The following is a 22,887-nucleotide window of genomic DNA, read 5'->3' as shown; positions in this document are numbered from 1 at the left end:
CCAAGCAGAGGAGTTGGGTGCGCCATGGGCAAAGTCGTCATGTACAGCTCGGTGTCGGTGGACGGCTTCATTGCAGACGAGAATGATGAGCCCGGACCACTGTTCGACTGGTTGCTCAGCGGGGACGTGGCGTTGGACGACAGCGGTGTATTGAAGGTGTCGCAGGCGTCCTACGACTATGTCCGGCCCTACTGGGACCAGATCGGGGTGACGGTCGTCGGCCGCCACGTGTTCGACTTGACGGATGGCTGGGACGGGACGCCGCCCAGCGGGGTCGAGCATGTGGTCGTGGTGACACACCGGCCGCCGCCCGAGGGCTGGAACCCGGAGGCGCCGTTTCACTTCGTCGACGGCGTCGAGGCCGCCATGGCCAAGGCGCAGGAGCTTGCGGGCGGCCGCATCATCGAGGTCGCTGCCGGCGACGTCGGTGGTCAAGTGCTCGCCGCGGGTCTGGTCGACGAGGTGCGCATGGATGTCGCACCCGTGGTGCTCGGATCCGGCAAGCGCTACTTCGGGCCGGTTGACGCGCAGCAGCTGTTGGAGGATCCCGAGGTGGTGATTCAGGGCGACCGGGTACTTCATCTGCGGTACCGGGTGCGCCGTTCGCCGAGCTGAGCGGGGCGCGAAGAAACCTCAACCCTGCGTGCCGCTCACGTTGGCGGCCCTGTCGTAGACGTACACGCTGACGTGGTCTTCCCTCGACACGAATCGCATGAAGCTCGCGGTTCCCTGCTGCGGCAGTTCCGTGGTGGTGTCGAAGCCCTCGGGGGCGCACCCTTCGGCGCTGTCCCCTTCGCGGATTCCCTGAACGGAGACGGCCACGAACAGGCGAACGAGCGTGACTTCCCGGTATTCAACGTCGCCGCCAAGTGACAGCGGTCGCGGAGCGCCACTGTCGGCGAGCCCGATCGACCGCTCGTCCCCAGATCTGGTAGGGCGCTTCCGAGGCGGCCGACTTTCCGCCACGATGGTCGAGTCTTCGAGCGGAGGAACATGCGATCCACCAACCCGATCCCCGCAAACCCGTGGCCGCACGACATGGTGATCTCGGTCGAGGACAGGGCCGCCCCGTTGCTCGAGCTGCTGTGGATCAGAGAGGCCTACGCACTCCGCCCGCACGGTGACGACCTGCCTCCACTGCTCAGTGACACGCCTCGTGTCGATCCGGTCGACCAGCCGCCGGCGCCCACGTTGCAGGAGTGGGAGAACGCCTGGCCACTGCTGTGGGTCGCGGCCGCGCGGCACGCGGGGAGAGAATCCGATCCGGCGCTGCACGAGCGCCTCAGGCAGACGGTGAATGGCTCGCGCGAACGCCTCGACGCGCTTCAGGAAATCGTCGGCCCTACGTGGCGGGATCAGTTCGGACCCGACGCGCTCGACCGCCCATCGCATCGCGACTGGGACCAAGTAGACTTCGAGGCGAAGATCGCAGCCCGCCGCATTTCGTTCGAAGACAGCCCGTTGCGACGTGACGTCGACGCCGTCGTGCGAGCCTGGCGAGCAGGGATGACCAAGATCGTCACGATCCCCTGCCGCGGCGAGCACACGAGGCGAGTCGGCGACAATGCGCTGATGATCACCGAGAACACGATGGCCTCGAGAGAGGCGTTTCGTCACGCTCTCGAGACGTTCGGATAGCCCCGTCCAGCCACACCGTCGGCAAGATCAGGAGGTGGCGGGCTCCGGGTCGACGGCCGTGGTGGTCACTTGGGTTCCCTCTGCGATGCCGGTGCCCTCTGCGACGCCGCGGCCGAAGGAACGGCCCTGCACGACCGCCCCGAGGTCCAATCCGGTGGCCGCCTTGACGCTCTCGAACGTCGCCGTGAGGCTCGTCGACTGCTCGCGCGCCATGTGTGTCGCCGCGCTGTCGCCGCCGATCAGGGTGATGGTGCCGATCTTCTCGTAGCCCTTGGCGAACTCCGCCATGAGCTGCGGCAGCTGACCGATGATCTCCTTCGCGAGGATCGCGTCCTGGTTCTCGCGCAGCGCAGCCGCCTCGGCGGCGACGGCCTCCGCAACCGCGTTACCGCGAAGGCGGATCGCCTCTGCTTCGGCTTCCGCCTGCACGCGAACTGCGGCGGCTTCGGCCTCGGCCTTCATCCGGACGGCCGCTGCCTCGGCGGAGGCGGACGCCTCACGCGCCTCGGCCTGCGCCTTCACCGCATACGCCTCGGCATCCGAGCGCTCCTGGGCGACGCGGCGGTCCGCTTCGGCGTTCTTCTCGCGCTTGTACGCCTCTGCGTCGGCGGCGATCTGCTGCTGGTAGGCCTCGGCGTCGGCCAGCGTCTGCTGCCTGTACTTGTCGGCGTCGGCGACCTTCTTGACCTCGGCATCCAGTCGTGCCTGGGTGTTGTTGGCCTCCTGCAGCAGCACACCCTGCTCGGCCTCGGCGCGGGCGAGGTTCTCGGCCTGCTCGGCCTGGGCGTTCGCCCGGCCGACCTCCGACTTCGCGGCGGCGGTGTTCTTGTCAAGCGCGGTCTGCTCGATCAGGTTCGCCTCATCGGCGGCGAGCTGGCGCTTCTTCACCTCGCGTGTGGCGTCGATCTCTGCGACGTCCGCTTCCCGCTTGACGCGCTGCACCTCCTTGGCGCCGAGCGCGGAGATGTAGTTGTTCTTGTCGGTGATCCCCTGGATCGCGAACGAGTCGAGCACCAGACCCTGTGCGAGCAGGTCGCCGGAGATGCCCTGGGCGATCTCGTCGCTGAGCTTCTGCCGGTCCTGCATGACCTGCTCGACGGTGAGCTTCGCCACGACGCCGCGCAGCGCGCCTTCGAGCTGCTCGGTCGTGAAGACGACGATCGCATCGTCCTGCGACGCGAAGCGCTCGGCCGCGCGTCGGACCTGGTCGGGCGTGGAGCCGATCTTCACGAGGGCGACGCCGGTCAGGTCGATCGTGACGCCGTTGATGGTCTGGGCGGTCGGCTCGAACTTGATCTGCCGCGAACGCAGCGAGACCTTGTCGGAGCGCTGCGTCAGCTTGTTGACGAACGCGCCCCGACCGCTGATGACGGTCATCTTGTTCGCTTCGCCCTCGGTGCTGTCGCGGGCCTTCTTGCCGACGATGACGATGGCCTCGTCGGCCTTGGGCACCTGGTACCAGGCGCGGAAGAGGATGAAGCCGATGAGGACGACGACGAGGACGACTCCGGCAGCCACTGCGATGCCGATGAGGCCGAACAGATCCATGTGGGATTCTCCAGGTTGAGCCCGCCGATTGCGGGCCATGCACCGAATCTATGCGCATGGCGGCATGTCACTCGACCGCGCCGGTCGGCCGCACGGTCGCGGAGCGCGCCGTTTTCAGCGTGGGCGATGCCCCGTACCGCTACGCATCCGCCTGGGCGGTGACCTCGCGAGCCGTGTCGGCCGGCGGGCGCTGCGCCCTGCTCAGCAGTACGAACGGCACCGCGACCGCCGAGATCACCCCGCTCCACAGCATCGACGCGCCGTAGCCCCCGACATCCGCCGCTCGACCCAGCACCGGCTGGAACACGACCCCGCCCGCCGAACCCATCAGCGAGTCGAACGAGAGCACCGTGGCGCGCTGCTTGGACGGGATCATGTCGTTGAGGTAGGCGCGGTGCACGGGGTCGTCGATCGCCGACGCGATGCCCCAGAGCGCCACCAGCACGAGTGCGACCCAGAAGTTGCGGATCAGTCCGAGGCCGATCAGCACCACGGCGCTCGAGATCGTGGCGAGCAGGATCGCCGAGGTGCGGCGGCGGAACAGCCGGCGGGCCCACGGCGCCAGCGCGCCGCCGACGATCGAGGCTCCCGACAGCAGTGCCGCCGCGAGTCCGGCGATCGAGTACGCCTCTTCGTCGCCCCACAGCTCCAGCAGATACGGCTGGAGCGCATAGAAGACGTAGATGCCCACGCCCGCGGTGAAGGGGCTCGCGAGCATGAGCCAGCGGACCGGCGGATCGCCGAGGCCGTAACGGACGGATGCCCGCAGCACGGTGCGCGTCGCGCGCAGCGGGTTCTCGCTGCGATCCGGTGTGAAGCCGAGGTCGCGCATCAGCAGTGCGGCGACGACGAACATCACCAGCAGGATCGCGCCCCTCACCAGGAAGGGCACGCCGAGGTTGGTCGCCTGTGCGAGGACGCCGCCGAGCACCGAGCCCGAGAGCATCGCGATGCCACCGACGATCTGCGCCCGACCGAAGACCGTCTCGAGGCTGCCCGGATAGCCGGTGGCCTTCAAGGCGTCCACGAGCCAGGCATCCACGGCCCCCGAGAAGAACGTGAAGCCCAGCCCGAGCAGCACCGACACGATCGCCCAGGCCCAGAACGGCGAGTGCCAGACCCAGAGCAGCCAGTACATGACGGTCGTCACCGCTAGCGTGATGGTGCCGAGCAGATACGACGCTCGGCGCCCGACGGTGTCTGCCACGACGCCGGTCGGAATCTCGAAGATCAGCATCCCGGCGGTGAAGAAGGCGTTCGCCGAGAAGGCCTCGAGATTCGTGAGCCCGGCGTCGAGCAGGAAGAGGGTGTTGATGCCCCAGATGAACGACGCGGCAAGCGTGTTGCCGAGCATCAGCGTGTAGTACGTGCCCTGCACTCGGCGGGGAGTGGGCAGCGTTGGCGTGGAACTGGTCTTGGAGATGGCGGCACCGCCTCTTTTCCACGGGGTCTTCGGCCGACACCGCGACAGTATCCCTCCTGGCGTGAGCCGTCCACGGGGGTCGCGGTGGCGGGCGGTCGCTAGGCGGTGGCGGGGCCGGCGAACCCCGTCGCGCGTGTATCGGCGCCGACTGTCTGGTTCATGTGCTTCGCGATCCGCAGCACGACGGCGCGATCGCCGATGCGGGCGCCGTGCAACGCGTTCTCGAGGGCGAGCTCGAACCGATTGACGTCGGCCAGCCGCCGCAGCCACACCGCCAGGATGAGGTTGTAGCGGCTGGCGGCGGTGATGGCGAGCCGCACCTCGGGCACGGACGTGATGGCGGTTCGGGCGACCTCGAGCACCTCTGCCGGCGCTTCGACGAAATACCAGGCATAAATGGGCCAGCCGGATGCCGCGCGCGCCATGTCGGTGCGGAACCGCAGGCTCCCCCTCGCACGAAGCGTTGCGAGCGCATCGGCCACTCGCTGCGGCGCGAACCCGCTGCGCTCGGCGATCGTCGCGATCGGGACGCGGCCGTCCGCCCACACCTCGCGCTCGATCGCCTCCCGCAGGTCGTCCGGCACGCGGTGGGCCGCACGGGGTCGCGGCGGCCTCGGAGGGCGCACGCCCTGGGCCTCGGCCGGTTCCAGCGCGCGGAGTCGCCAGCTCGCGCCGTCGATGAGCGTCTCGTTCACGAGGTGTGTGCGCACCGATCGGACGCCCTCGAGCCTGCCCAGGCGGTGCAGCGAATAGTCCGACAGTCCCGCGATGTCAGGAGCGAAGACGATCGCCATGAGATCGCGTGACCCGGAGGTGACGTCGAGGACGTAGACCGCGGGGTCCCGCTGCAGCTCCTGGATGACGGCATCCATCTTCGCCCGCTCGCAGTCGATCTCCATGATCGACACCTGCCCGAGGGTGGGATGCCCCGTCACCCACGCGATGCCCTCCTCGCGCAGCCGGGCCCACCGGCGCGCGAGCGTGCTGGCGTCGACGCCGATGACGGGGGACAGCTCGTTCCAGCTCGCGCGCGGCTCGATCTGCAGCGCGTGGACGAGCCGTCGATCGGTCTGATCGAGGGTGATCTCTTGCACGGGCGGCCTCCCCAGATGGCATCAGTGACGCAATTTTCACGCATACAGAGCGGATATCGCGCAGTTAACCCGCGAATTCATGTGTTCGAAACATCCTCCGGCGCACCATTGCCCCATCGATCGCACCGACGAAAGGACCATCGTGAGCCTCATCACGACCGACGCCGTCACCCTCACCGAGTTGAAGCGCCACGCCGCCGACGACGTCGAATCACGCCGTGACGAGCTCCTCGGCCTCAGCCACGCGATCCACGAGAACCCCGAGCTGTCGTGGCAGGAGCACGAGGCCGCAGCCCTGGTCGCCCGCACTCTCGAGGATGCCGGCTTCGACGTCGAGGTCGGGGCGTACGGCGTCGCCACCGCCGTCGAAGGGGTGTACGGCACCGGCGACCTCACTGTAGCGATCTGCGCCGAGTACGACGCCCTTCCCGGCATCGGCCACGGCTGCGGGCACAACGTCATCGCCGCCTCGGGAGTGGGCGCCGCCCTCGCGCTGGCGCCGCTGGCCGAGGCGGCCGGCCTGCGGATCAAGCTGCTCGGCACGCCTGCCGAAGAGCACGGCGGCGGCAAAGTGGCGATGCTTCTCGCCGGTGCATGGGAAGACGTCGACTTCTCGCTCATGGTGCACGGCATGACCGGCGAGGACATCTCGGCGACAGCCTTCAGTGCGACCGCCGTCGACCGGTTCGAGGTCGTCTACCACGGCAGGACCGCGCACGCCGCGGGCATGCCGGAACAGGGTCTCAACGCGGCGTCCGCGGCCGCGATCGCCCAGACCGCCATCGCCTTCCTCCGCCAGCAGCTGCCCAAGGACACGAATCTCAACGCGTACGTCTCGCACGGCGGCGAGGCGACGAACATCATCCCCGACCGTGCCGTCGTGCAGGTCGAACTGCGCGCCTACGACATCGATGTGTGGCGCGACATGAAGAAGCGGGTGCTCTCCTGCTTCGAGGGTGCCGCCATCGCGACGGGATGCGGCTGGGAGTGGTCTCCGACCGAGCACCCGTACGCGCCGGTCAAGCACGAGGCATCGCTCGGCGCCCTCTGGGACCGCAACCTCGTGGCGCGCGGCCGCACGATCGGCGCGGCGAAGATGGGCGGCGGCTCCACCGACATGGGGAACGTGTCGCAGGTCGTGCCCTCGATCCACCCCACCATCGCCTTCCTCGGACAGACGGGTCCCGCCCACAACCCCGAGTTCACCGCTGCTGCGGCCACCCCCGCAGCCGACCAGGCCGTCATCGACGCCGCCACGATCCTCGCGTGGACGGTGCTCGACGTCGCCCTGGACGACGCCCTGCGCGCCGACCTGCTCCACCGCACCGCCGAGCGCCCCGTCGGGGCGACCCGGATCACGCTCGAGGCATGACCGACCCCGCTTGCGCGGACGGCGCCGCCTCCCCACCTGGAGAACCCGACATGACCGCTCCCACCCATGAAGGCAACGTCGCCTCGACAGGACCGCAGTCTCCCAGCCCTCTTCAGAAGACGGCATCCGTCATCGCCCTCGGATTCCGCAGCCCAGGGCTGTGGATCCTCATCGCACTGGTCGTGGCCATCTCGGCCGGTGCGCAGGCGATCGGGCCCATCGTGATCCCCCTCGGCATCGCGTCGGTGACGCTGCTGCCCATGATCTGGGGCATCACCGCGGGGGCCGTCATATCGGGACAGCGTCTCAAGCCACTGCCGATCGATCTGCAGCAGGCGGCCACCGTGATCATGGGCGTCGCCGTGCTCTTCCTCTGCGCGCGGCTGTCGTTCACGATCGGCCCCAACATCCCGCTGCTTCTGCAGGCAGGCCCCGCACTGCTGCTGCAGGAGGTCGGCCACCTGTTCGGCACCATCGCACTGGCACTCCCGCTCGCCGTGCTGCTGCGCATGGGGCCGGCGACGGTCGGCGCCACCTTCTCCATCGACCGCGAGGGCTCGTTCGCGATGGTCAGCGAGCGCTACGGCTCCGACTCGCCGCAGTACCGCGGAGTGCTCTCGATGTACGTGTTCGGCACCATCTTCGGCGCCATCATCGTGAGTCTCATCGCCTCGCTCGCCGCTTCGCTCGGCGTCTTCGACCCTCTCGCACTCGCGATGGGAGCGGGTGTCGGCTCGGGGTCGATGATGGCGGCTGCGGCATCCGTCATCGTGTCGGCCCACCCCGACATGCAGGATCAGGTGCTGGCGCTAGCCGCCACCTCGAACCTCATCACGGGTGTGCTCGGGGTGTACATCGGGGTGTGGGTGTCGCTGCCCCTCGCGGACCGCTTCTACAAGCTCCTCACCCGCAACAAGGATGCGGCGCTGCCGGGTCGCCGGGCGAAGGCCCAGGGCGCCATGCCGACCTCGGCGGTCAAGACCGTGGCCGAGACGGTGCTCGAGAAGCCGAACGTGCGGGTGCCGCTGTGGGTGTCGCTGCTCATCATCGGGTTCGCCGGCATCGTGGTCGCCACGATCGCGGCGAAGGGATTCTCGTGGGACATGGTGATCGCCTACCTCGTGATGGGGGCACTGGTCGCCGGGGGAATCGCCCTCGCCAGGGTGACTCGCGGCAAGGTTCCGGCGATCATCGTGGTGATGACGGTGGGCGCGTTGCTCACGTCGCCGGTCTCGCCGGTCGCCGGATGGTTCACGACGGTGTCGGACACCATCGACTTCCTCTCGCTCATCACCGTCATGCTCACGATCGCCGGGTTGAGCCTCGGCAAGGACCTTCCGATGCTCAAGAGCATCGGCTGGAAGATCATCCCCGTCGGGACGGTCGCCATCGCGGCGTCGTTCATCCTCTCGGCCGTGGTCGCCGAGTTCGCGCTGGGACTGTGGGGCTGATGACGGGCACCGCCGTCGAGGTCGAGCGCGGGGTGTACACCTCCGCGCTCGACCTCTTCTCGATCGGCATCGGCCCCTCGAGCTCGCACACCGTCGGCCCGATGCGCGCGGCCGCCGACTTCCGCGATCGTCTCGCCGACGGCGGACTGCTGGCGGCGGTGGTCCGGTTCGGCTGCCGCCTCGACGGCTCGCTCGCCGCGACGGGAGTCGGGCACGGAACCCCGGATGCCGTCATCGCCGGCCTGCGCGGACACCGTCCCGAGACCGTCGACCCGGCGGTCGTCCACGGCGCGTGGGCGGTGCTTGAGGCCGGTCGTGTGCTCGACATCGGGGACGTGCGGTTCACACGCGACGACCTGACGTTCGCGCCGCGCGAGCGTCCCCACGGGCACCCGAACTCCTTGACGCTGCGCGCCGAGCTCGCCTCGGGTGACGTCGTCGAGGAGACGTATCTGTCGGTCGGCGGCGGCTTCATCCGGCGTCTCGGGGAGCCGGCGGTGGCCGATGCGGCGGACCCGCACCCTCAGGAGCCGGGCCCCGTGACGCCGAGCGCTCCCGCCTTCCGCAGCATGCGGGAGCTGCTCGACCTCTCGCGCGGACGCAGCATCGCCGACGTCGCCTGGGAGGCCGAGGTCGCTGCCCACGGAGACGTCGCTGCCCATCGCGGGCTCGACGCGATCTGGACGGCGATGCGGGCGTGCATCGAGCGCGGTCTCCACTCCGACGGCGTGCTGCCGGGTGGCCTGCGCGTGCCGCGCCGGGCGGCTGCGGCATGGCGCCGGCTCGCCGAACGCGGGGAGTCGACGGATGCCGCGGAGGCGGTCTCGATCTACGCGCTCGCGGTCAACGAGGAGAACGCGGCGGGCGGACGGGTGGTGACCGCGCCGACGAACGGCGCCGCCGGCGTCCTCCCCGCGGTGCTGTACCAATCGGTCGCGACGGCCGGGTTCGACCCGCAGCTCATCCGCCAGTTCCTGCTGACGGCGACCGCGATCGGGTCGATCATCAAGGCCAACGCCTCGATCTCTGGCGCCGAGGCCGGCTGCCAGGCGGAGGTCGGCAGCGCCTGCGCGATGGCGGCCGCCGGGCTCACGGCGGTGCGCGGCGGCACGCCCGCACAGATCGAGAACGCGGCGGAGATCGCGATCGAGCACCATCTCGGCCTCACCTGCGACCCGGTGTCGGGGCTCGTGCAGATCCCGTGCATCGAACGCAACGCGGTCGCGGCCTCGACGGCGATGACGGCGAGCCGCCTCGCGCTGCTCGGCGACGGCAGCCACATCGTGGACCTCGACACCGCGATCGAGACGATGCGCCAGACCGGCGCCGACATGTCCTCCCGCTACAAGGAGACGAGCGCGGCAGGGCTCGCCGTCAACGTCGTCGAGTGCTGATCGACGACGAGCCCCGCTCCCGCTACGCCTCGAGCACCGCCAGCTGCTGGGTCGCGCGCGTCATCGCGACGTAGCGGTCCACCGCGCCCTCGATCCCCTCGCCGAACCTCGACGGCTCGACCAGCACGACGAAGTCGAACTCCAGACCTTTCGCGAGCTCCGGCGTCAGCGAGCGCACGCGCTCCTGCGCGGCGAACGACGGGTCGCCGATGACGCAGGCGGTGCCTTCGGGGTGTGCCGCGAGCCAGTCGCCCAGGACGCCGTCGCGTTCGGTCACCGCGGCACGGAGCACGGGGACTCCGCTGGAACGGATCGACGTGGGCACGTTCGCGTCGGGGATCGCCGCCCGGATCACCGGCTCCGCCTCGGCCATGACCTCGCTCGGCGTGCGGTAGTTGATGGTGAGCGAGGCGATGCTCACGTCGGTGAGTCCTGCGTGGTCGAGTCGCTCCTGCCATGACTCCCGGAATCCATGCCGCGCCTGGGCCCGATCTCCGACCACCGTGAAGCTGCGAGACGGGCAGCGCGCCAGCAGCATCCTCCACTGGGCGTCGGTGAGCTCCTGAGCCTCGTCGACGATGATGTGCGCGAACGGCCCGGCCAGCAGGTCGGGGTCGGACGCCTCCAGCACCGAGTCGTCGACGAGGCTGTTGCGCAGATCGTCGCCGTCGAGCCACTGCATCATCTCGTCGCCGGCCTCCTTGAGGCGGTCGACCACCTGCGCCATGTACTCGCGCTCCTGCGCGAGCTTGGCCTCCCGCTCCCGGCGACGGCGCGAGGCACCGGGGTCGCCGAGCCGGCGCCGTGCCGCGTCGAGCAGCGGCAGATCCGCCGTCGTCCACCCGGTGGCGTCGGGCCGCTGCAGCGCCGCCACCTCGTCGGGAGTGAGCCACGGCGCGCAGCGGCGCAGGTAGGCGGGCACCGACCAGAGATCCGACAGGAGGACGGATGCCTCCACCAGTGGCCACGCGCGCGCGAAGGCGTGCGTCAGCTCCTCGTGACGCGCGAGCGCCCGCCGCAGCTGGTGCGGCGGCACCTCCTCGCCGTCCACCTGGTCGGTGAGGATGTCGAGGACCGTCTCCCAGACCTGGTCGCGCGCCTCGTTGTGCGGCGTGCCGGGCTCGGCCGACGCGAACGCCTCGGCCCAGTCCTGCGGGCTGAGCCACAGTTCGGCCCAGGGCGTCTCGACCACGAGTCCCTCGGCAGGCGGCTCCTCGTACAGCCGCACCGCCGGTTCGATCGCGTCGACCATGCGCGCGTCGGCCTTGAGCCGCTCGACGCGCGGGTCGCGCTCGACGTCGGCGGTCATGCCCTCGGCGACGAGCTCGCGCAGCGTGCAGGTCTGCACGCTCTCTTCGCCGAGGCTCGGCAGCACGTCCTCGACGTACGACAGGTAGGCGGGGCTCGGGCCGACGAACAGCACGCCGCCGCGTCCCTCGCCCAGGTGCGGGTCGGAGTAGACGAGATACGCGGCGCGGTGGAGCGCGACCACCGTCTTGCCGGTGCCCGGGCCGCCGTCGACCACCAGGGAGCCGCGTGAGCCGGCGCGGATGATCGCGTCCTGATCGGCCTGGATCGTGCCCAGCACGTCGCGCATGCGCGGCGACCGGCTTGCGCCCAGGCTCGCGATGAACGCGGACTGGTCGTCGAGAGCGGCGTTGTGCTCGAGCCCGTCGGCCGTGAACACCTCGTCCCAGTAGTCCGTCACGCGGCCACCGGTCCACCGGTAGCGGCGACGACTCGCGAGGCCCGAGGGGTTCGCGTGGGTCGCCGCGAAGAACGGCTCGGCGGCCGGCGTGCGCCAGTCGACGAGGAGGCGCCGCCCCGCGGCATCCGTCAGTCCGAAGCGGCCGATGTACACGGGCTCTGAGCCGTCGGCGGGCACCATGCGCCCGAGGCACGCGTCCATCGTGAAGCGTCGCAGCACGCGGAGGCGTCCGGAGAGGCGATGGATCTCGAGGTCGCGCTCGAGGCCAGCCTGCCCGTGCCCGCCGGGGCGTCGGCGCAGCTCGGACAGGCGCCCCTCGAGGCCGTCGATGGACCGGGCCAGGCTGTCGGCGATCGCGGCGAACTGCTGTTCGTCGGCGCTGATCAGTGCGGGGTCGGACTTGGCGGCGAGGCGTTCGGGCAGCTCGAAAGGGCTGGTCTGAATGGGATTCACGGCATCTGCTCCTGGCGGACATCACGACGCAGCGTTTGGTGGAGGAAGGGCGGGGAGGCGTCGCGACCGACAAGTATGCGCCTCCAGGGGGCCCTTGCCGCAAGGCCCCCTCCGCCCGGTATCCTGGAAGTGCCGGCGGGGAGGAACTCAGTTCGAACGGGCGCTCGCCCGCAGTGTTCCCGGCTTCAGACCCAGTGTCCACTCGGCGACGTCCGACACGAACTGCTCGTGCTCGTCGCCACCGATGTCGCGGGCGTTGTTCACCGAGGCGCTCTGCCCGTCCACCGCCATCAGGATGCGGACGCCCGCCGCGTGAGCATCCACGGAAGCGAATTCGCCGGCGCTGATGCCGTGCTGGATGATGTCGACGATGCCGGCCCGATTGAGCGTCTCCTGTTCGACCAACGCCTCGTTCAGCGGCCGGCTGAAACGCGAGAGGTGGCGGGCGTTCAGCCACAGTCGCGCGAGGTCCCACGAGTCACGGCTCTCGAACCCTGTGACCAGGCGGGCCAGCCGCTGCGTGGCGGTGCCCTCCGGGGGGAACAGCTCGGCGCGCTCGGCCGCGGCGGCGCGTGCGAACGCGGCGACGACGAGGTCCTCGGCCGCGGGGAAGTAGTGCGTGATCAGCCCCGGGCGCACACCGAGCCGGTCGGCGACCGCACGCAGGGTGATGCGCTCGAGGCCCTCGGTCAGCGCGATATCGGCGGCGGCCGCCAGGATCTCTTCGCGGCGCTCTTCCGGCCGCTTGCGGACACGTCGCGCATCGCCGCTTGACACCATGCCGCCCATGCTACTGGATGTGTGACCAATAGCCTATTGTCCGCACGGCCAATAGCCGCCGTGTCCCGAGAGCAATGAAGCCGCGGCCCGACGACGTCGTCCGGTCCGCCCCGAGAGGATCACCGTGTCGCAGCACCCGCAGACCGCGCAGGCGTCCCCGCAGCCGACCGAGTTCGTCGATGCCCCGAACCAGCCCGAGACGCGCGGCATCGAGCTGATCGGAGCCGGCGAGCGTCACGGCCGGGCTCGCGACCTCTTCTTCGTCTGGGCCGCGCCGAGCGTCAGCATCCTGAACTTCACCGTCGGGGCCACTCTCGTGCTGCTGGGGCTGGAGCTGTGGCAGGCGGTGCTCGTCGTGATCGCCGGATCGCTGCTGTGGGTCTTCCCCGGCCTCATCGCGATCAGCGGCCCCGCGGCCGGCACCTCCGGCTCGGTCATCACGCGCGCCATCTACGGCATCATCGGCAACAAGCCGGTCGTGGCTTTCACCGGCTGGCTGATCGGAGCGGTGTTCCTGTCGCTCAACTGGCTCGCGTCGTCGTTCCTGGGCGCGGGCCTGCTCGCGGGAATGGGGCTGACCGACCCCGTCATCGTGCCCATCGCCGTGACGCTCGTGATCTCCGCACTCACCGTGCTCGTGGCCGTCTACGGCCACGCACTGATCCTGCGGGTGTACTCGTGGCTGGCGATCGTGCTGGCCGTCATCTTCGTGACCGTCGCGGCGTTCATCCTGCCGCAGGTCGACTGGGGATTCCAGCAGCCCGAGCCGCTGTCGGGCGTGGCGCTGTGGTCGGCGATCACGATCGGCTTCACGATCATCGCCTCGTCGCCGATCTCGTTCATCAACAGTCCCGACATCGCGCGATATCTGCCGCGATCGACGAAGCCCTCGCACATCATCGCCGCCACCGCCCTCGGCGGCGCGCTGCCCGGCATGGTGTTCACGATCGTCGGGGCGCTGCTGGCGACCGTCGCCGCCGGCGCGGTGATGGATGCGGGCATCGAATCCGCCCTCCTCGGCATGCTTCCCGCGTGGCTCGGGCCGGTCCTGGTCATCGGCGTGATCACGAACACCATCGCTCTCAACGGCATGACCACGTACACCTCGAGCATGGCGCTGCAGGCCATCGGCATCCCCATCCGCCGCATCCCTGCCGCGGTGGTCGTGGGCATCATCGGCACGGCGCTCACGATCTACCTCGTGCTGTCGACGAACCTTCTGGATGCCGTCAACCTGATGCTGCAGTTCCTCGTCATCGTCTCGGCGCCCACGATGGCCGTGTTCGTCGCCGACGTCGCGATGCGACGCAACCGCTACGACGGCGTCGAGCTCTTCGACGAGGAGCGAGGCGGCCGCTTCTGGTACAGCGGGGGATGGAGCGTTCCCGGCATGGTGGCCGTGCTGATCGGCGGCACGGCGACCGCCCTGTGCCTGTCGACCGAGGTCTGGACCGGGCCCATCGCAGAGAGCCTCGGCTACGTCGATCTCTCGGTGCCGGTCGGGATGCTGGTGTCGGTTCTGGTCTACACCGTGCTGCTGCGCACGCCGCTCGGAAAGGCGGGACGGCCCACCGGCGTCTGACGTCCTCCGCGCGACGGGGTATTTTGAACGAGGTTCATTCACACCGCGCGCGACGGGAGACGACGACGATGCCGGACCTCGACCCCGATCACGCGCGCGCCGGAGGCGCCTTGGGCGTGATCGCGATCGTCGGCGACGGGCGTGTCGGCCGGTCGATGGCTGCCGCGCTGCGGGCCGCGGGTGCTGACGTGCGCGGACCGCTCGGCCGCGGCGACACCGCAGCGGATGCCGACCTCGTGCTGCTGGCCGTTCCGGATGCCGAGATCGCGGCCGCCGCAGTCCTCATCGCACGCGGACCCCTCGTGGGGCACTTCTCGGGCGCATCGACGCTCGGGCCTCTGGCGCCGCACGAGGCATTCAGCATTCATCCCCTCACGACGGTGGCCGGTGGGGACGCGTCGTTCGACGGGGTTCCTGCCGCGGTCGCCGGGTCGACCCCTCGTGCCCTCACGGCCGCCCGCGCCCTCGCGGACGCCCTGGGGATGGCGCCGTTCGAAGTCGCCGACGCCGATCGCGCCGCGTACCACGCGGCGGCATCGATCGCCTCGAACTTCCTGGTGACGCTCGAATGGTTCGCCGAGGACCTCGCCGCCACGGCCGGGGTCCCACGGGAGGCGTTCGCGCCCCTCGTACGCGCGACGGTCGAGAACTGGCAGTCCGACGGCGCCGCTGCCCTCACCGGTCCCATCTCGCGCGGCGACGACGAGACGGTGGCACGCCAGCGCGTGGCCGTGCAGGAGCGTCTGCCCCAGCGCGCCGAGCTCTTCGACGCCCTCGTCGCGGCGACGCGGGAACTGGCGGCCGCTCGTACCTCGACGGCCGCTCGTGCCACGGGTCCCCGAGCGGGGGAGACGTCATGGTGATCGTCGTCCGCACGGTCGCGGACCTGCGATCCGCGCTGCGCGATCGACGCGGCGGCCGCATCGGTCTCGTGCCGACGATGGGGGCCCTGCACGAGGGGCATCTTTCGCTGGTGCGCGCCGCCCGCGCCCGCAACGACAGTGTCGTGATGTCGATCTTCGTGAACCCGACGCAGTTCAACGAGCAGGCCGACCTCGCCGCCTATCCGCGCACCGAGGAGAGCGACGTCGCGCTCGCGGCGGAAGCCGGCGTCGATGTGGTGTTCGCCCCGGACGCCGCCGAGATGTATCCCGACGGCTTCGCCACGACGGTGAGCGTGACCGGACCTGTCGCCGAGACCCTCGAGGGCGCCCAGCGCGGCCGCGCGCACTTCGACGGCGTCGCGACCGTCGTGACGAAGCTGCTGCTCGCGGCGCTCCCCGACGCCGCCTACTTCGGGGCGAAGGACGCGCAGCAGGTCGCCGTGCTGCGCCGCCTCACGGCCGACCTCAACGTTCCCGTCGAGCTGGTCGTGTGCCCGACCTCCCGCGACGACGACGGCCTCGCCCGCTCGAGCCGCAACGCGCGACTGTCGCCCGACGAGCGTGCGCGTGCGCTGGCCATTCCCCGCGCGCTGCAGGCGGTGACGGATGCCGCCGCCTCCGGCATCCGTGATTCCCGGGCGCTCCGCGACCGCGCGCTGGACGTGCTGGCGGAGGGCATGATCGCGCTCGAGTACGTCGCGTTCGTCGACCCCGAGACGTTCGAGCCGGCCGCGCAGGTGGATCGGCCGACGTTGGTCGCCATCGCCGCACGGGTGGGAGCGACGCGGCTCATCGACAACACCGTGATCGACGCAGGAGGTGCGTGATGCGCCCGCAGGTGACGCTTCGGCGGCTGGAAGAGATGAAGGCCGGCCACGAGCCCATCGTCATGGTGACGGCCTACGACTACCCGACGGCGCGCGTCGCCGAGCGGGCCGAGGTCGACATGGTGCTCGTCGGCGACTCGGGTGCGCAGGTGGTGCTGGGCTACGACTCGACGGTGGCGGTCTCGATCGACGAGATGCTCGTGCTCGCCCGTGCGGTCCGCCGCGGGGTGCGGTCGGCGTTCGTCGTCTGCGACCTGCCGTTCGGCTCGACCGAGGTGTCGGACGAGCAGGCGGTCGCGACCGCTGTGCGATTCGTCCGCGAGGCGGGGGCCGACGCCGTGAAACTCGAAGGCGGCGGCGAGGCGCGGCTGAGCCGCATCCGCGCGATCGCTGCGGCCGGCATCGCCGTCGTCGCGCACGTCGGGCTGACGCCGCAGACCGCGGTGGCCCTCGGCGGCATGCGCGCGCAGGGCCGCACCGCCGATTCCGCGGCGCGGTTCGCACGCGAGGCGGTCGCGGTGCAGGAGGCCGGCGCCAGCGTGCTCGTCATCGAGGCGGTGCCGGCCGAGGTCGTCGACGTCGTGCTCCCGGCCCTCGACATCCCCGTGATCGGGATCGGCGCCGGTCGCGCCGACGGTCAGGTGCTCGTGATGCACGACCTCCTCGGCATCACCGAGGGCAAGACGGCGGCCTTCGTCAAGCGCTTCGCGGCCGTCGGTGACGAGATGGCCGGCGGCGTCGCGGCGTACGCGGCCGAAGTGCGCAGCGGCGTGTTCCCGGGCGCCGAGCACGGCTACACCGCGAACGAGGCTGCCGTGGCCGCGGCCCGCGACGCCCTCGCCACCCCCGCCACCGACTGAACGGATGCCGCGTACCGTGGCCCGCGCAGCGGTGCCAGCTGGCGGCGCTGCCGTCAGCGCGGTGCGACGCCCGTCGACTCGCGCCAGATGACGCGGTGGATCGGGCGGACCTCGGACGGGAGCGGCTCGTCGCGCAGGGCTGTGATGAGCCGTGCCATCGCGCGTGAGCCCAGGCCTTCGAGGTCGACCTCCACGGTGGTCAGCGCCGGGCGCAGCAGGCGCCCGAGCGGCTGGTCGTCCCACCCGGTGACGCTGACGTCTTCGGGCACGGCCCAGCCGCGGTCGATCGCGCCGCGGATCGCGCCGGCAGCGACGAGATCGTTCGGCGCCACCACTGCGGTGGGGCGATCCTGGTCGGGAAGGCCCCGGATCGCGGCCATTCCCGACTCCGAAGACCAATCGCCTTCCACGACGCCGAAGGACTCCAGGCCGAGCGCGTCGATCGCCTCCAGGTAGGTGTCGCGTCGTGCGCGCGCCGAGGCGAACTGCAGGTCGCCGGTGATGTGGAGGAAGCGGCGGTGCCCGAGGTCCGCGAGCCCGCGGACCAGCTCGCCGACCGCTGAGGCATCCGCCAGCTCGCCGATGCCGCGCATCTCGTCGTCGAAGTCGGCCGAGGCGACGATCGGCGTGCCACTAGACGCTTCCAGCTCCGCAGCGGCATTGACCGGAGCGAAGGCGACGATGCCGTCGACCTGGCCGGAGTCCGCCAGCTCCGCCACGCGCTGGGTGCGCTCGTCGGCACCGCCTTCCAGGCTCAGCACCTCCACCGCGTAGCCGGCTTCGTGCGCGGCGGCACTGGCGCCGGAGAGCATCCGGGCGGGGCTGTACGCGAGGGTCGGAACCACCACCGCGAGCCTGCCGGTCCGGCGCGTCCGCATAGACCGGGCGACGAGGTTCGGGCGGTAGTTCAACTGCTCCACCGCGGCCTGCACGCGCGCCTTGGTGGCGGGCTTCAGTCCGTCGGGGGCGCGGAAGTAACGCGACACCGTCTGATGCGAGACGTCGGCGAGACGGGCGACCTCCATGATCGTCGGCCGGCGATGCGCGGCGGTGTCTGTCATGGGCGCCTCCCTCGACATCCATGTTGACACAGATTGTGAACCTTCACTATTCTCGCTTCTCGAACTTAGTGATCGATCACTAAGTGAAGGTTCACCCGCGTGTTCCCCCACACGACCAGCGTTCCGAAAGGACAAAGATGTTCACACGCAGAAAGACGGGCGCCGTCGGCGCCGTGGCGATCGTCGCCTTCACCGCAGCACTCGCCGGCTGTGCCGGCTCCACCCCCGCCGGCGACGCGGCGCCCACCTACGATCCGGATGCGGACGTGACCCTGGACTTCGCGTTCTGGGGGAACGACGTGCGCGCCGAGATGTACAACGAGGCGATCGCCGTGTTCAACGAGGAGTACCCGAACATCACGGTGAACCCCACGTTCCTCGCCTGGGACGAGTACTGGGAGAAGCGCCAGACCGAGGCCGCGGGCAAGAACCTCCCGGACGTGTTCCAGATGGACATGACCTACGTCCGCCAGTACTCGGGGAACGGGCTGCTCCTGGACCTCACGCCCTACGTCGGCGACATCATCGCCACCGATGGCTACGACGAGAGCGTGCTCGAGATCGCCTCGATCGACGACACGATCGCCGGCATGCCCGTCTCGACGAACGCGATCGGGATGTTCGAGAACGTGGTCCTCACCGACCAGGTCGGCGTCGAGCCCTTCGCCGGTGGCGACTGGGAGGAGTATGACGAGTGGCTGCACGAGGCCCGCGAGGCCGCCGAGGCCGCCGGACTCGAGGTGTGGGGCGGTGCGGACCCCACGAGCTTCATCCAGCCGTTCGAGCTCGTGCTCCGCTCCGAGGGCAAGTCGGTCTTCACCGAGGAGGGCGAACTCGGCTTCACCAAGGAGGACCTCGCCGACTTCTGGAATCGTGGCGCAGAGCTCCGCGACGATGGCGTCGTCACCCCGCAGCAGCGCATCCTGGAGGTCGCTCCCAAGGGCGCCTTCGACTCCGCCCAGGCGCTCACCGAGATCGTGTGGGACAACTTCGGCGCTCCCTACAAGGCGAACCTCGGCGAGGCGTATCCCGACCTGAACCTCGTCGCGCCTCCGGTCACGCAAGAGGGAGCAAAGGACCTGTACAAGAAGGCCGGCATGCTGATCTCCGCCGCGGCGAGCACGGAGCACCCCGAGGCCGCCGCCCTGTTCACCGACTTCCTGGTCAACAGCCCCGAGGTCGGCGCCATCTTCGGAACGAACCGAGGGATGCCGGCATCCCAGACCCAGCTCGACGGCGTGGAGCTCGACGAGACCGCCCAGCAGATCATCGACTACGAGGAGTCGATCGCCGACCGCATCGGCGACGCCCCGCCGGTGCCGATCGTCGGCTACGGCTCGGTCGAGGCCAAGTTCAAGGCGCTCGGCCAGGAGCTCGGATTCGGCACGATCACGGTGGACGAGGCGGTCGACCAGCTCTTCGCCGAGATCGACGTCATCGTCAATCAGTAGCCCGGTGGTCGACGGGCGCGGCCGGGGAGTACCCCGCCCCGCGCCCGCCGACACGCTGCACCCCCCCCACCACCGAGAAGGAATCACAGGTCATGTCCACACCCCGCCCGCCCTTCCGCGTCGGCATCATCGGCACGGGCGGCATCGCGCACGCCCACGCCGAGGCCCTCCAGAGCCTGGCCCCTCGCGTCGAGATCGCCGGTGTGGTCGATCTCGACCGCGCGCGCGCCGACGCGTTCGCCGACCGCTTCGACGTCGACCGGGTCTACCTGGACGCCGCCGAGCTCTTCGCGAACGAACGGCTCGACCTCGTGCACATCTGCACCCCGCCGCAGACGCACACGCCCCTCGCGATCCAGGCGATGCGCGCCGGTGTCCCCTCGCTCGTCGAGAAGCCCACGGCGCTCAGTCTCGGCGAGATGGACGAGCTCGCCGCCGTCCAGGAGCAGACCGGCGTGCCGGTCCTCACGGTCTTCCAGCACCGCTTCGGCGCGGCCGCCCGACACCTGGCGGCGCTCGCCGGCGCAGGGGAGCTCGGCCGCCCGCTCGTCGCCACCTGCGAGACGCTGTGGCACCGCCCCGACGAGTACTTCGACGTGCCCTGGCGCGGGCGGTGGGATGTCGAGGGCGGCGGCCCGACCATGGGCCACGGCATCCATCAATTCGATCTGCTGTTCTCGATCTTCGGCCGATGGTCCGAGGTGAGCGCGTTCGCGGCGCGGCAGCTGCGGCCCACCGACACCGAGGACGTCTCGATGGCGCTGGTGCGGTTCGAGAACGACGCCCTCGCGACCGTGGCGAACTCGCTCGTCTCGCCGCACGAGACGTCGCGGCTGCGCTTCGACTTCGCACACGCGTCGGTCGAGGTGCGGCACCTGTACGGCTACACGAGCGAGGACTGGACGTTCACACCGGCCCCGGGCCTCGAGCACCTGGCGGCGCGCTGGGCGGAGGGCCTCGACTCGGGGGTCGTGAGCGGCCACCGTGATCAGCTGCGCGCGATCTTCGACGCGCTCGGGGCGGGCGAGTCTCCCGGTGTCGGCCTCGCCGACGCACGCCACACCCTCGAGTTCGCTGCGGCCACGTACGCGTCTGCGTTCCGCGGCGCGACGATCCACGCCGGCGAACTCGCCGGGGACGACCCGTTCGTCCGGTCCATGAGCGGCGGGATCGTCCCGTGGGCACCCGTCAAGCAGGTCCTCGCATGAGCGCGCTGCGCATCACCCACGAATCAGGCTCCGCGGTCACCGTGTGCGACGGCGAGACCGAGCTCTTCACCTACGTGTATGCGCCCACGACAGCGGCGGTCGAGTCGCCGAAGCCGTACCTTCACCCCATCCGCACGCGGGCGGGCCACGTCGTGAGCCTGTTCCGTCCCCACGACCACGTGTGGCACAAGGGGATCGCCTGGGCGCTTCCGGTAGTGGACGACGAGAATTTCTGGGGCGGACCGACCTATGTGCACGGCCAGTTCTATGTGCAGCTGCCGAACAACGGCGTGCAGCAGCACGAGGGCGAGATCGAGCTAGAGTCCGGCGACCGCGCCGCGGTCGGCCACGCGCTGCGCTGGCTCACCGAGTCGGGCGACGACATCTTCGCCGAGCAGCGGGAGCTGAGCGTCGAGATCGTGTCGGAAGACGCGTGGGCGCTCACCTTCGACACCCGCCTGACGAACGTGACCGCTGCGCCGATCGCGATCGGCTCACCGACCACGCGCGGCCGCGAGGACGCCGGCTACGGCGGTCTGTTCTGGCGCGGCCCACGCTCGTTCACCGACGGCACCTTGGTCGCGCCCGGCGCCTCGGGTGCCGGGGACGACGTCCGCGGGTCGCGCTTCGAGTGGATGGGTTTCGTCGGACGCCACGACGACATCGACGCCACATCCCTCGTGCTCATGCTCGACGCCGCCGCGAACCCGCACCACCCGCCGCAGTGGTTCGCGCGGTCCGAGGAGTTCGCCGCGCTCAACCCCGCGCCCTTCTTCAGCGAGGAGGTCGTCGTCGCACCGGGCGAGACCGTGCGCTTCCGGTACGCGGTGGGCATCGCCGACGGGGGAGCGGATGCCGCGGAGCCGCTCGCCGACGCACTGCGCGGCATCCTTCAGCCGGTCGTAGTCTGAGGCGTGAGGAGAGGAGCGAACGTGGTCGACACCGCCCCGAGCTTTCCCGGAGCGACCTCCGTCACCCTGCTCGACGTCTACGAGGACGCCGGTCCTGACGGTCTCCGCGGCGGCAGCCCGCACATGCACCTGGCCTCGACCGAGTGCTACGTCGTGATCGGCGGACGCGGGGCGCTGCACACGGTCGAACCGACCGGCGTCCGCGAGACCGAGCTGCGCGAAGGCTCTGTCGTCTGGTTCACCCCCGGCACGATCCACCGCGCCGTCAACCACGGCGAGCTGAAGGTGCTCGTCATCATGGGCAACGCCGGGCTCCCCGAAGCAGGCGACGCCGTCATGACGTTCCCGGCCGACATCGTCGCAGACCCCGAGCGGTACGCCGCAGCCGCGACGCTGCCGCAGGAGTCGGTGGCGGTGAGAGCGGCCGCTGCTTCGCTCCGCCGGGACCTCGCAGTCGAGGGGTTCCTCGTGATCCGGGACGCCGCGGCGGCCGGGGACTTCGGTCCGCTGCGGGCGTTCCACGTCGCCGCAGCCGCACTGGTCCGGGAGCGCGCGGGGTCGTGGTCCGACATCGTGGAGCGCGGCCCGGTCGCGCAGGCGGCGCAGAGCCTCGACGTCACGCGCGCGATCGCCGGTGGCGAGGCGACGCATCTCGCCGGTGCGACCGTCTTGCGCGCTGCCGAGCCGCCGGCCGAGCGCGGCTTCGGCATGTGCGGGCGACTGCGGGCCTACGCCGTGAGCGAGGCGCTCGTCTCGCCTTGACACGGTGGAACGGATGCTGTGGCCCGCGGCCGCGCATCCGGAACCGATCAATTCGCTGAGAGAGCCCGATGAGCTCGCCGAAGCGGCCGGTGCGACGCGTCGCCGATCGTAGGCTGGAGGGCACAAGGGGAGTACTCCCGCCTGCGGCACGCTCGTCACTACGGATCCAGCGCCGGATCCCGGGTTGCCGGCCCTTCGGGGCGGAGGAGACCTTGGCGGTCTTTCACACGCCATGTCTCCGATAGGGAAGGAACCTCCATGGGCTCTCTCAACCGCCTCTTCGACATCGCCGCCAAGGCGCTCGACTCCTCAGGCTCGCAGGCCGCCTCCGGCTCGCAGACGTCCGGCAACGGACGGGACTGGCGCGCGATGGTGCGTGACGTGGCCGGGGCCGTCACCGGCGAGCCGCGGTCGGCGACCCCGCCCACCGCGCCGGGCCGCTGGACCGCGCCCGTCCCGCCGACGCCCGCGCCGGGCGTC

The 22,887-nt window shown here is 70.4% G+C and carries 20 protein-coding genes and 1 pseudogene; 14 read left to right on the top strand and 7 right to left on the bottom strand.

Annotation, left to right across the window (positions count from 1 at the left end):
* The first annotated feature begins 24 nt into the window (after window positions 1-24).
* Complete coding sequence (locus Q9R08_RS00105) at window positions 25-615, top strand: dihydrofolate reductase family protein (RefSeq protein ID WP_308865758.1); 591 nt, start codon at window positions 25-27, stop codon at window positions 613-615.
* A gap of 18 nt (window positions 616-633) precedes the next feature.
* On the opposite strand, the gene Q9R08_RS00100 is transcribed toward Q9R08_RS00105, so the two are convergent.
* Window positions 634-822, bottom strand: a complete 189-nt coding sequence (locus Q9R08_RS00100) for a hypothetical protein (RefSeq protein WP_308865757.1) — start codon at window positions 820-822, stop codon at window positions 634-636.
* A 216-nt stretch (window positions 823-1,038) separates the two neighbouring features.
* Here Q9R08_RS00100 and Q9R08_RS00095 point away from each other — a divergent pair, with 216 nt between their 5' ends.
* Entirely contained in the window at window positions 1,039-1,638 is a 600-nt protein-coding gene (locus Q9R08_RS00095; RefSeq protein WP_308865756.1) for a hypothetical protein, read from the top strand.
* A 27-nt stretch (window positions 1,639-1,665) separates the two neighbouring features.
* Here the strand turns inward: Q9R08_RS00095 and Q9R08_RS00090 are convergent, their stop codons facing one another.
* From Q9R08_RS00090 to Q9R08_RS00080, 3 genes are all read right to left on the bottom strand, one after another.
* On the bottom strand, window positions 1,666-3,186 hold the full coding sequence (locus tag Q9R08_RS00090; RefSeq protein WP_308865755.1) for an SPFH domain-containing protein: 1,521 nt from the start codon (window positions 3,184-3,186) through the stop codon (window positions 1,666-1,668).
* Window positions 3,187-3,325: 139 nt separating this feature from the next.
* The gene (locus Q9R08_RS00085) at window positions 3,326-4,540 is read right to left on the bottom strand and encodes an MFS transporter (RefSeq protein WP_308866641.1); all 1,215 of its coding nucleotides are present in this window, start codon (window positions 4,538-4,540) and stop codon (window positions 3,326-3,328) included.
* Between the two features lie 167 nt (window positions 4,541-4,707).
* Entirely contained in the window at window positions 4,708-5,703 is a 996-nt protein-coding gene (locus Q9R08_RS00080; RefSeq protein ID WP_308865754.1) for an Lrp/AsnC family transcriptional regulator, read from the bottom strand.
* 142 nt (window positions 5,704-5,845) lie between these two features.
* On the opposite strand from Q9R08_RS00080, the gene Q9R08_RS00075 reads away from it, so the two are divergent.
* Genes Q9R08_RS00075 through Q9R08_RS00065 form a run of 3 tightly spaced genes read left to right on the top strand, consistent with a single transcriptional unit; the run spans window position 5,846 to window position 9,920 of the window.
* Window positions 5,846-7,075, top strand: coding sequence for an amidohydrolase (locus Q9R08_RS00075; RefSeq protein WP_308865753.1), 1,230 nt, complete (start codon window positions 5,846-5,848; stop codon window positions 7,073-7,075).
* A 50-nt stretch (window positions 7,076-7,125) separates the two neighbouring features.
* Window positions 7,126-8,526, top strand: coding sequence for a DUF3100 domain-containing protein (locus Q9R08_RS00070; protein ID WP_308865752.1), 1,401 nt, complete (start codon window positions 7,126-7,128; stop codon window positions 8,524-8,526).
* Window positions 8,526-9,920 (top strand): L-serine ammonia-lyase, encoded by a 1,395-nt coding sequence (locus tag Q9R08_RS00065; RefSeq protein ID WP_308865751.1) that lies wholly within the window; start codon window positions 8,526-8,528, stop codon window positions 9,918-9,920. Before Q9R08_RS00070 ends, Q9R08_RS00065 begins: the two co-directional genes overlap by 1 nt.
* Window positions 9,921-9,942: 22 nt before the next feature.
* Here the strand turns inward: Q9R08_RS00065 and helR are convergent, their stop codons facing one another.
* Together helR and Q9R08_RS00055 are read right to left on the bottom strand one after the other, a co-directional pair.
* Window positions 9,943-12,081, bottom strand: coding sequence for an RNA polymerase recycling motor ATPase HelR (helR, locus tag Q9R08_RS00060; protein ID WP_308865750.1), 2,139 nt, complete (start codon window positions 12,079-12,081; stop codon window positions 9,943-9,945).
* 147 nt (window positions 12,082-12,228) lie between these two features.
* Window positions 12,229-12,861, bottom strand: a complete 633-nt coding sequence (locus Q9R08_RS00055; protein ID WP_308865749.1) for a TetR family transcriptional regulator — start codon at window positions 12,859-12,861, stop codon at window positions 12,229-12,231.
* A gap of 124 nt (window positions 12,862-12,985) precedes the next feature.
* Between Q9R08_RS00055 and Q9R08_RS00050 the strand changes: the two genes are divergently transcribed.
* The 4 genes from Q9R08_RS00050 (at window position 12,986) to panB (ending at window position 17,014) form a co-directional block, all read left to right on the top strand.
* Window positions 12,986-14,443 carry a purine-cytosine permease family protein gene (locus Q9R08_RS00050; RefSeq protein WP_308865748.1) on the top strand — a complete coding sequence of 486 codons (1,458 nt, stop codon included), beginning with the start codon at window positions 12,986-12,988 and terminating at the stop codon, window positions 14,441-14,443.
* Window positions 14,444-14,511: 68 nt separating this feature from the next.
* On the top strand, window positions 14,512-15,306 hold the full coding sequence (locus Q9R08_RS00045) for a DUF2520 domain-containing protein (RefSeq protein ID WP_308865747.1): 795 nt from the start codon (window positions 14,512-14,514) through the stop codon (window positions 15,304-15,306).
* Complete coding sequence (gene panC / locus Q9R08_RS00040) at window positions 15,303-16,154, top strand: pantoate--beta-alanine ligase (RefSeq protein ID WP_308866640.1); 852 nt, start codon at window positions 15,303-15,305, stop codon at window positions 16,152-16,154. The genes Q9R08_RS00045 and panC overlap by 4 nt, the downstream gene beginning before the upstream one ends.
* On the top strand, window positions 16,154-17,014 hold the full coding sequence (gene panB, locus Q9R08_RS00035) for a 3-methyl-2-oxobutanoate hydroxymethyltransferase (protein ID WP_308865746.1): 861 nt from the start codon (window positions 16,154-16,156) through the stop codon (window positions 17,012-17,014). The genes panC and panB overlap by 1 nt, the downstream gene beginning before the upstream one ends.
* Window positions 17,015-17,067: 53 nt before the next feature.
* Here panB and Q9R08_RS00030 read toward each other — a convergent pair whose 3' ends face one another.
* Window positions 17,068-18,075, bottom strand: a complete 1,008-nt coding sequence (locus tag Q9R08_RS00030; protein WP_308865745.1) for a LacI family DNA-binding transcriptional regulator — start codon at window positions 18,073-18,075, stop codon at window positions 17,068-17,070.
* A 137-nt stretch (window positions 18,076-18,212) separates the two neighbouring features.
* Here Q9R08_RS00030 and Q9R08_RS00025 point away from each other — a divergent pair, with 137 nt between their 5' ends.
* From Q9R08_RS00025 to Q9R08_RS00005, 5 genes and pseudogenes are all read left to right on the top strand, one after another.
* Window positions 18,213-19,526 carry an ABC transporter substrate-binding protein gene (locus tag Q9R08_RS00025; protein ID WP_308865744.1) on the top strand — a complete coding sequence of 438 codons (1,314 nt, stop codon included), beginning with the start codon at window positions 18,213-18,215 and terminating at the stop codon, window positions 19,524-19,526.
* A gap of 92 nt (window positions 19,527-19,618) precedes the next feature.
* Window positions 19,619-20,734, top strand: coding sequence for a Gfo/Idh/MocA family protein (locus Q9R08_RS00020; RefSeq protein WP_308865743.1), 1,116 nt, complete (start codon window positions 19,619-19,621; stop codon window positions 20,732-20,734).
* Entirely contained in the window at window positions 20,731-21,645 is a 915-nt protein-coding gene (locus Q9R08_RS00015; protein ID WP_308865742.1) for a DUF6807 domain-containing protein, read from the top strand. The genes Q9R08_RS00020 and Q9R08_RS00015 overlap by 4 nt, the downstream gene beginning before the upstream one ends.
* A gap of 21 nt (window positions 21,646-21,666) precedes the next feature.
* Window positions 21,667-22,407, top strand: coding sequence for a cupin domain-containing protein (locus Q9R08_RS00010; protein ID WP_308865741.1), 741 nt, complete (start codon window positions 21,667-21,669; stop codon window positions 22,405-22,407).
* Window positions 22,408-22,665: 258 nt separating this feature from the next.
* Window positions 22,666-22,887, top strand: a pseudogene (locus Q9R08_RS00005) (cation-transporting ATPase); the annotation flags it as partial.

The organism is Microbacterium psychrotolerans (assembly GCF_031085295.1).
In the GTDB taxonomy this organism is placed as follows: domain Bacteria; phylum Actinomycetota; class Actinomycetes; order Actinomycetales; family Microbacteriaceae; genus Microbacterium; species Microbacterium psychrotolerans.
This window is presented reverse-complemented; position numbering and strand designations above follow the sequence as displayed.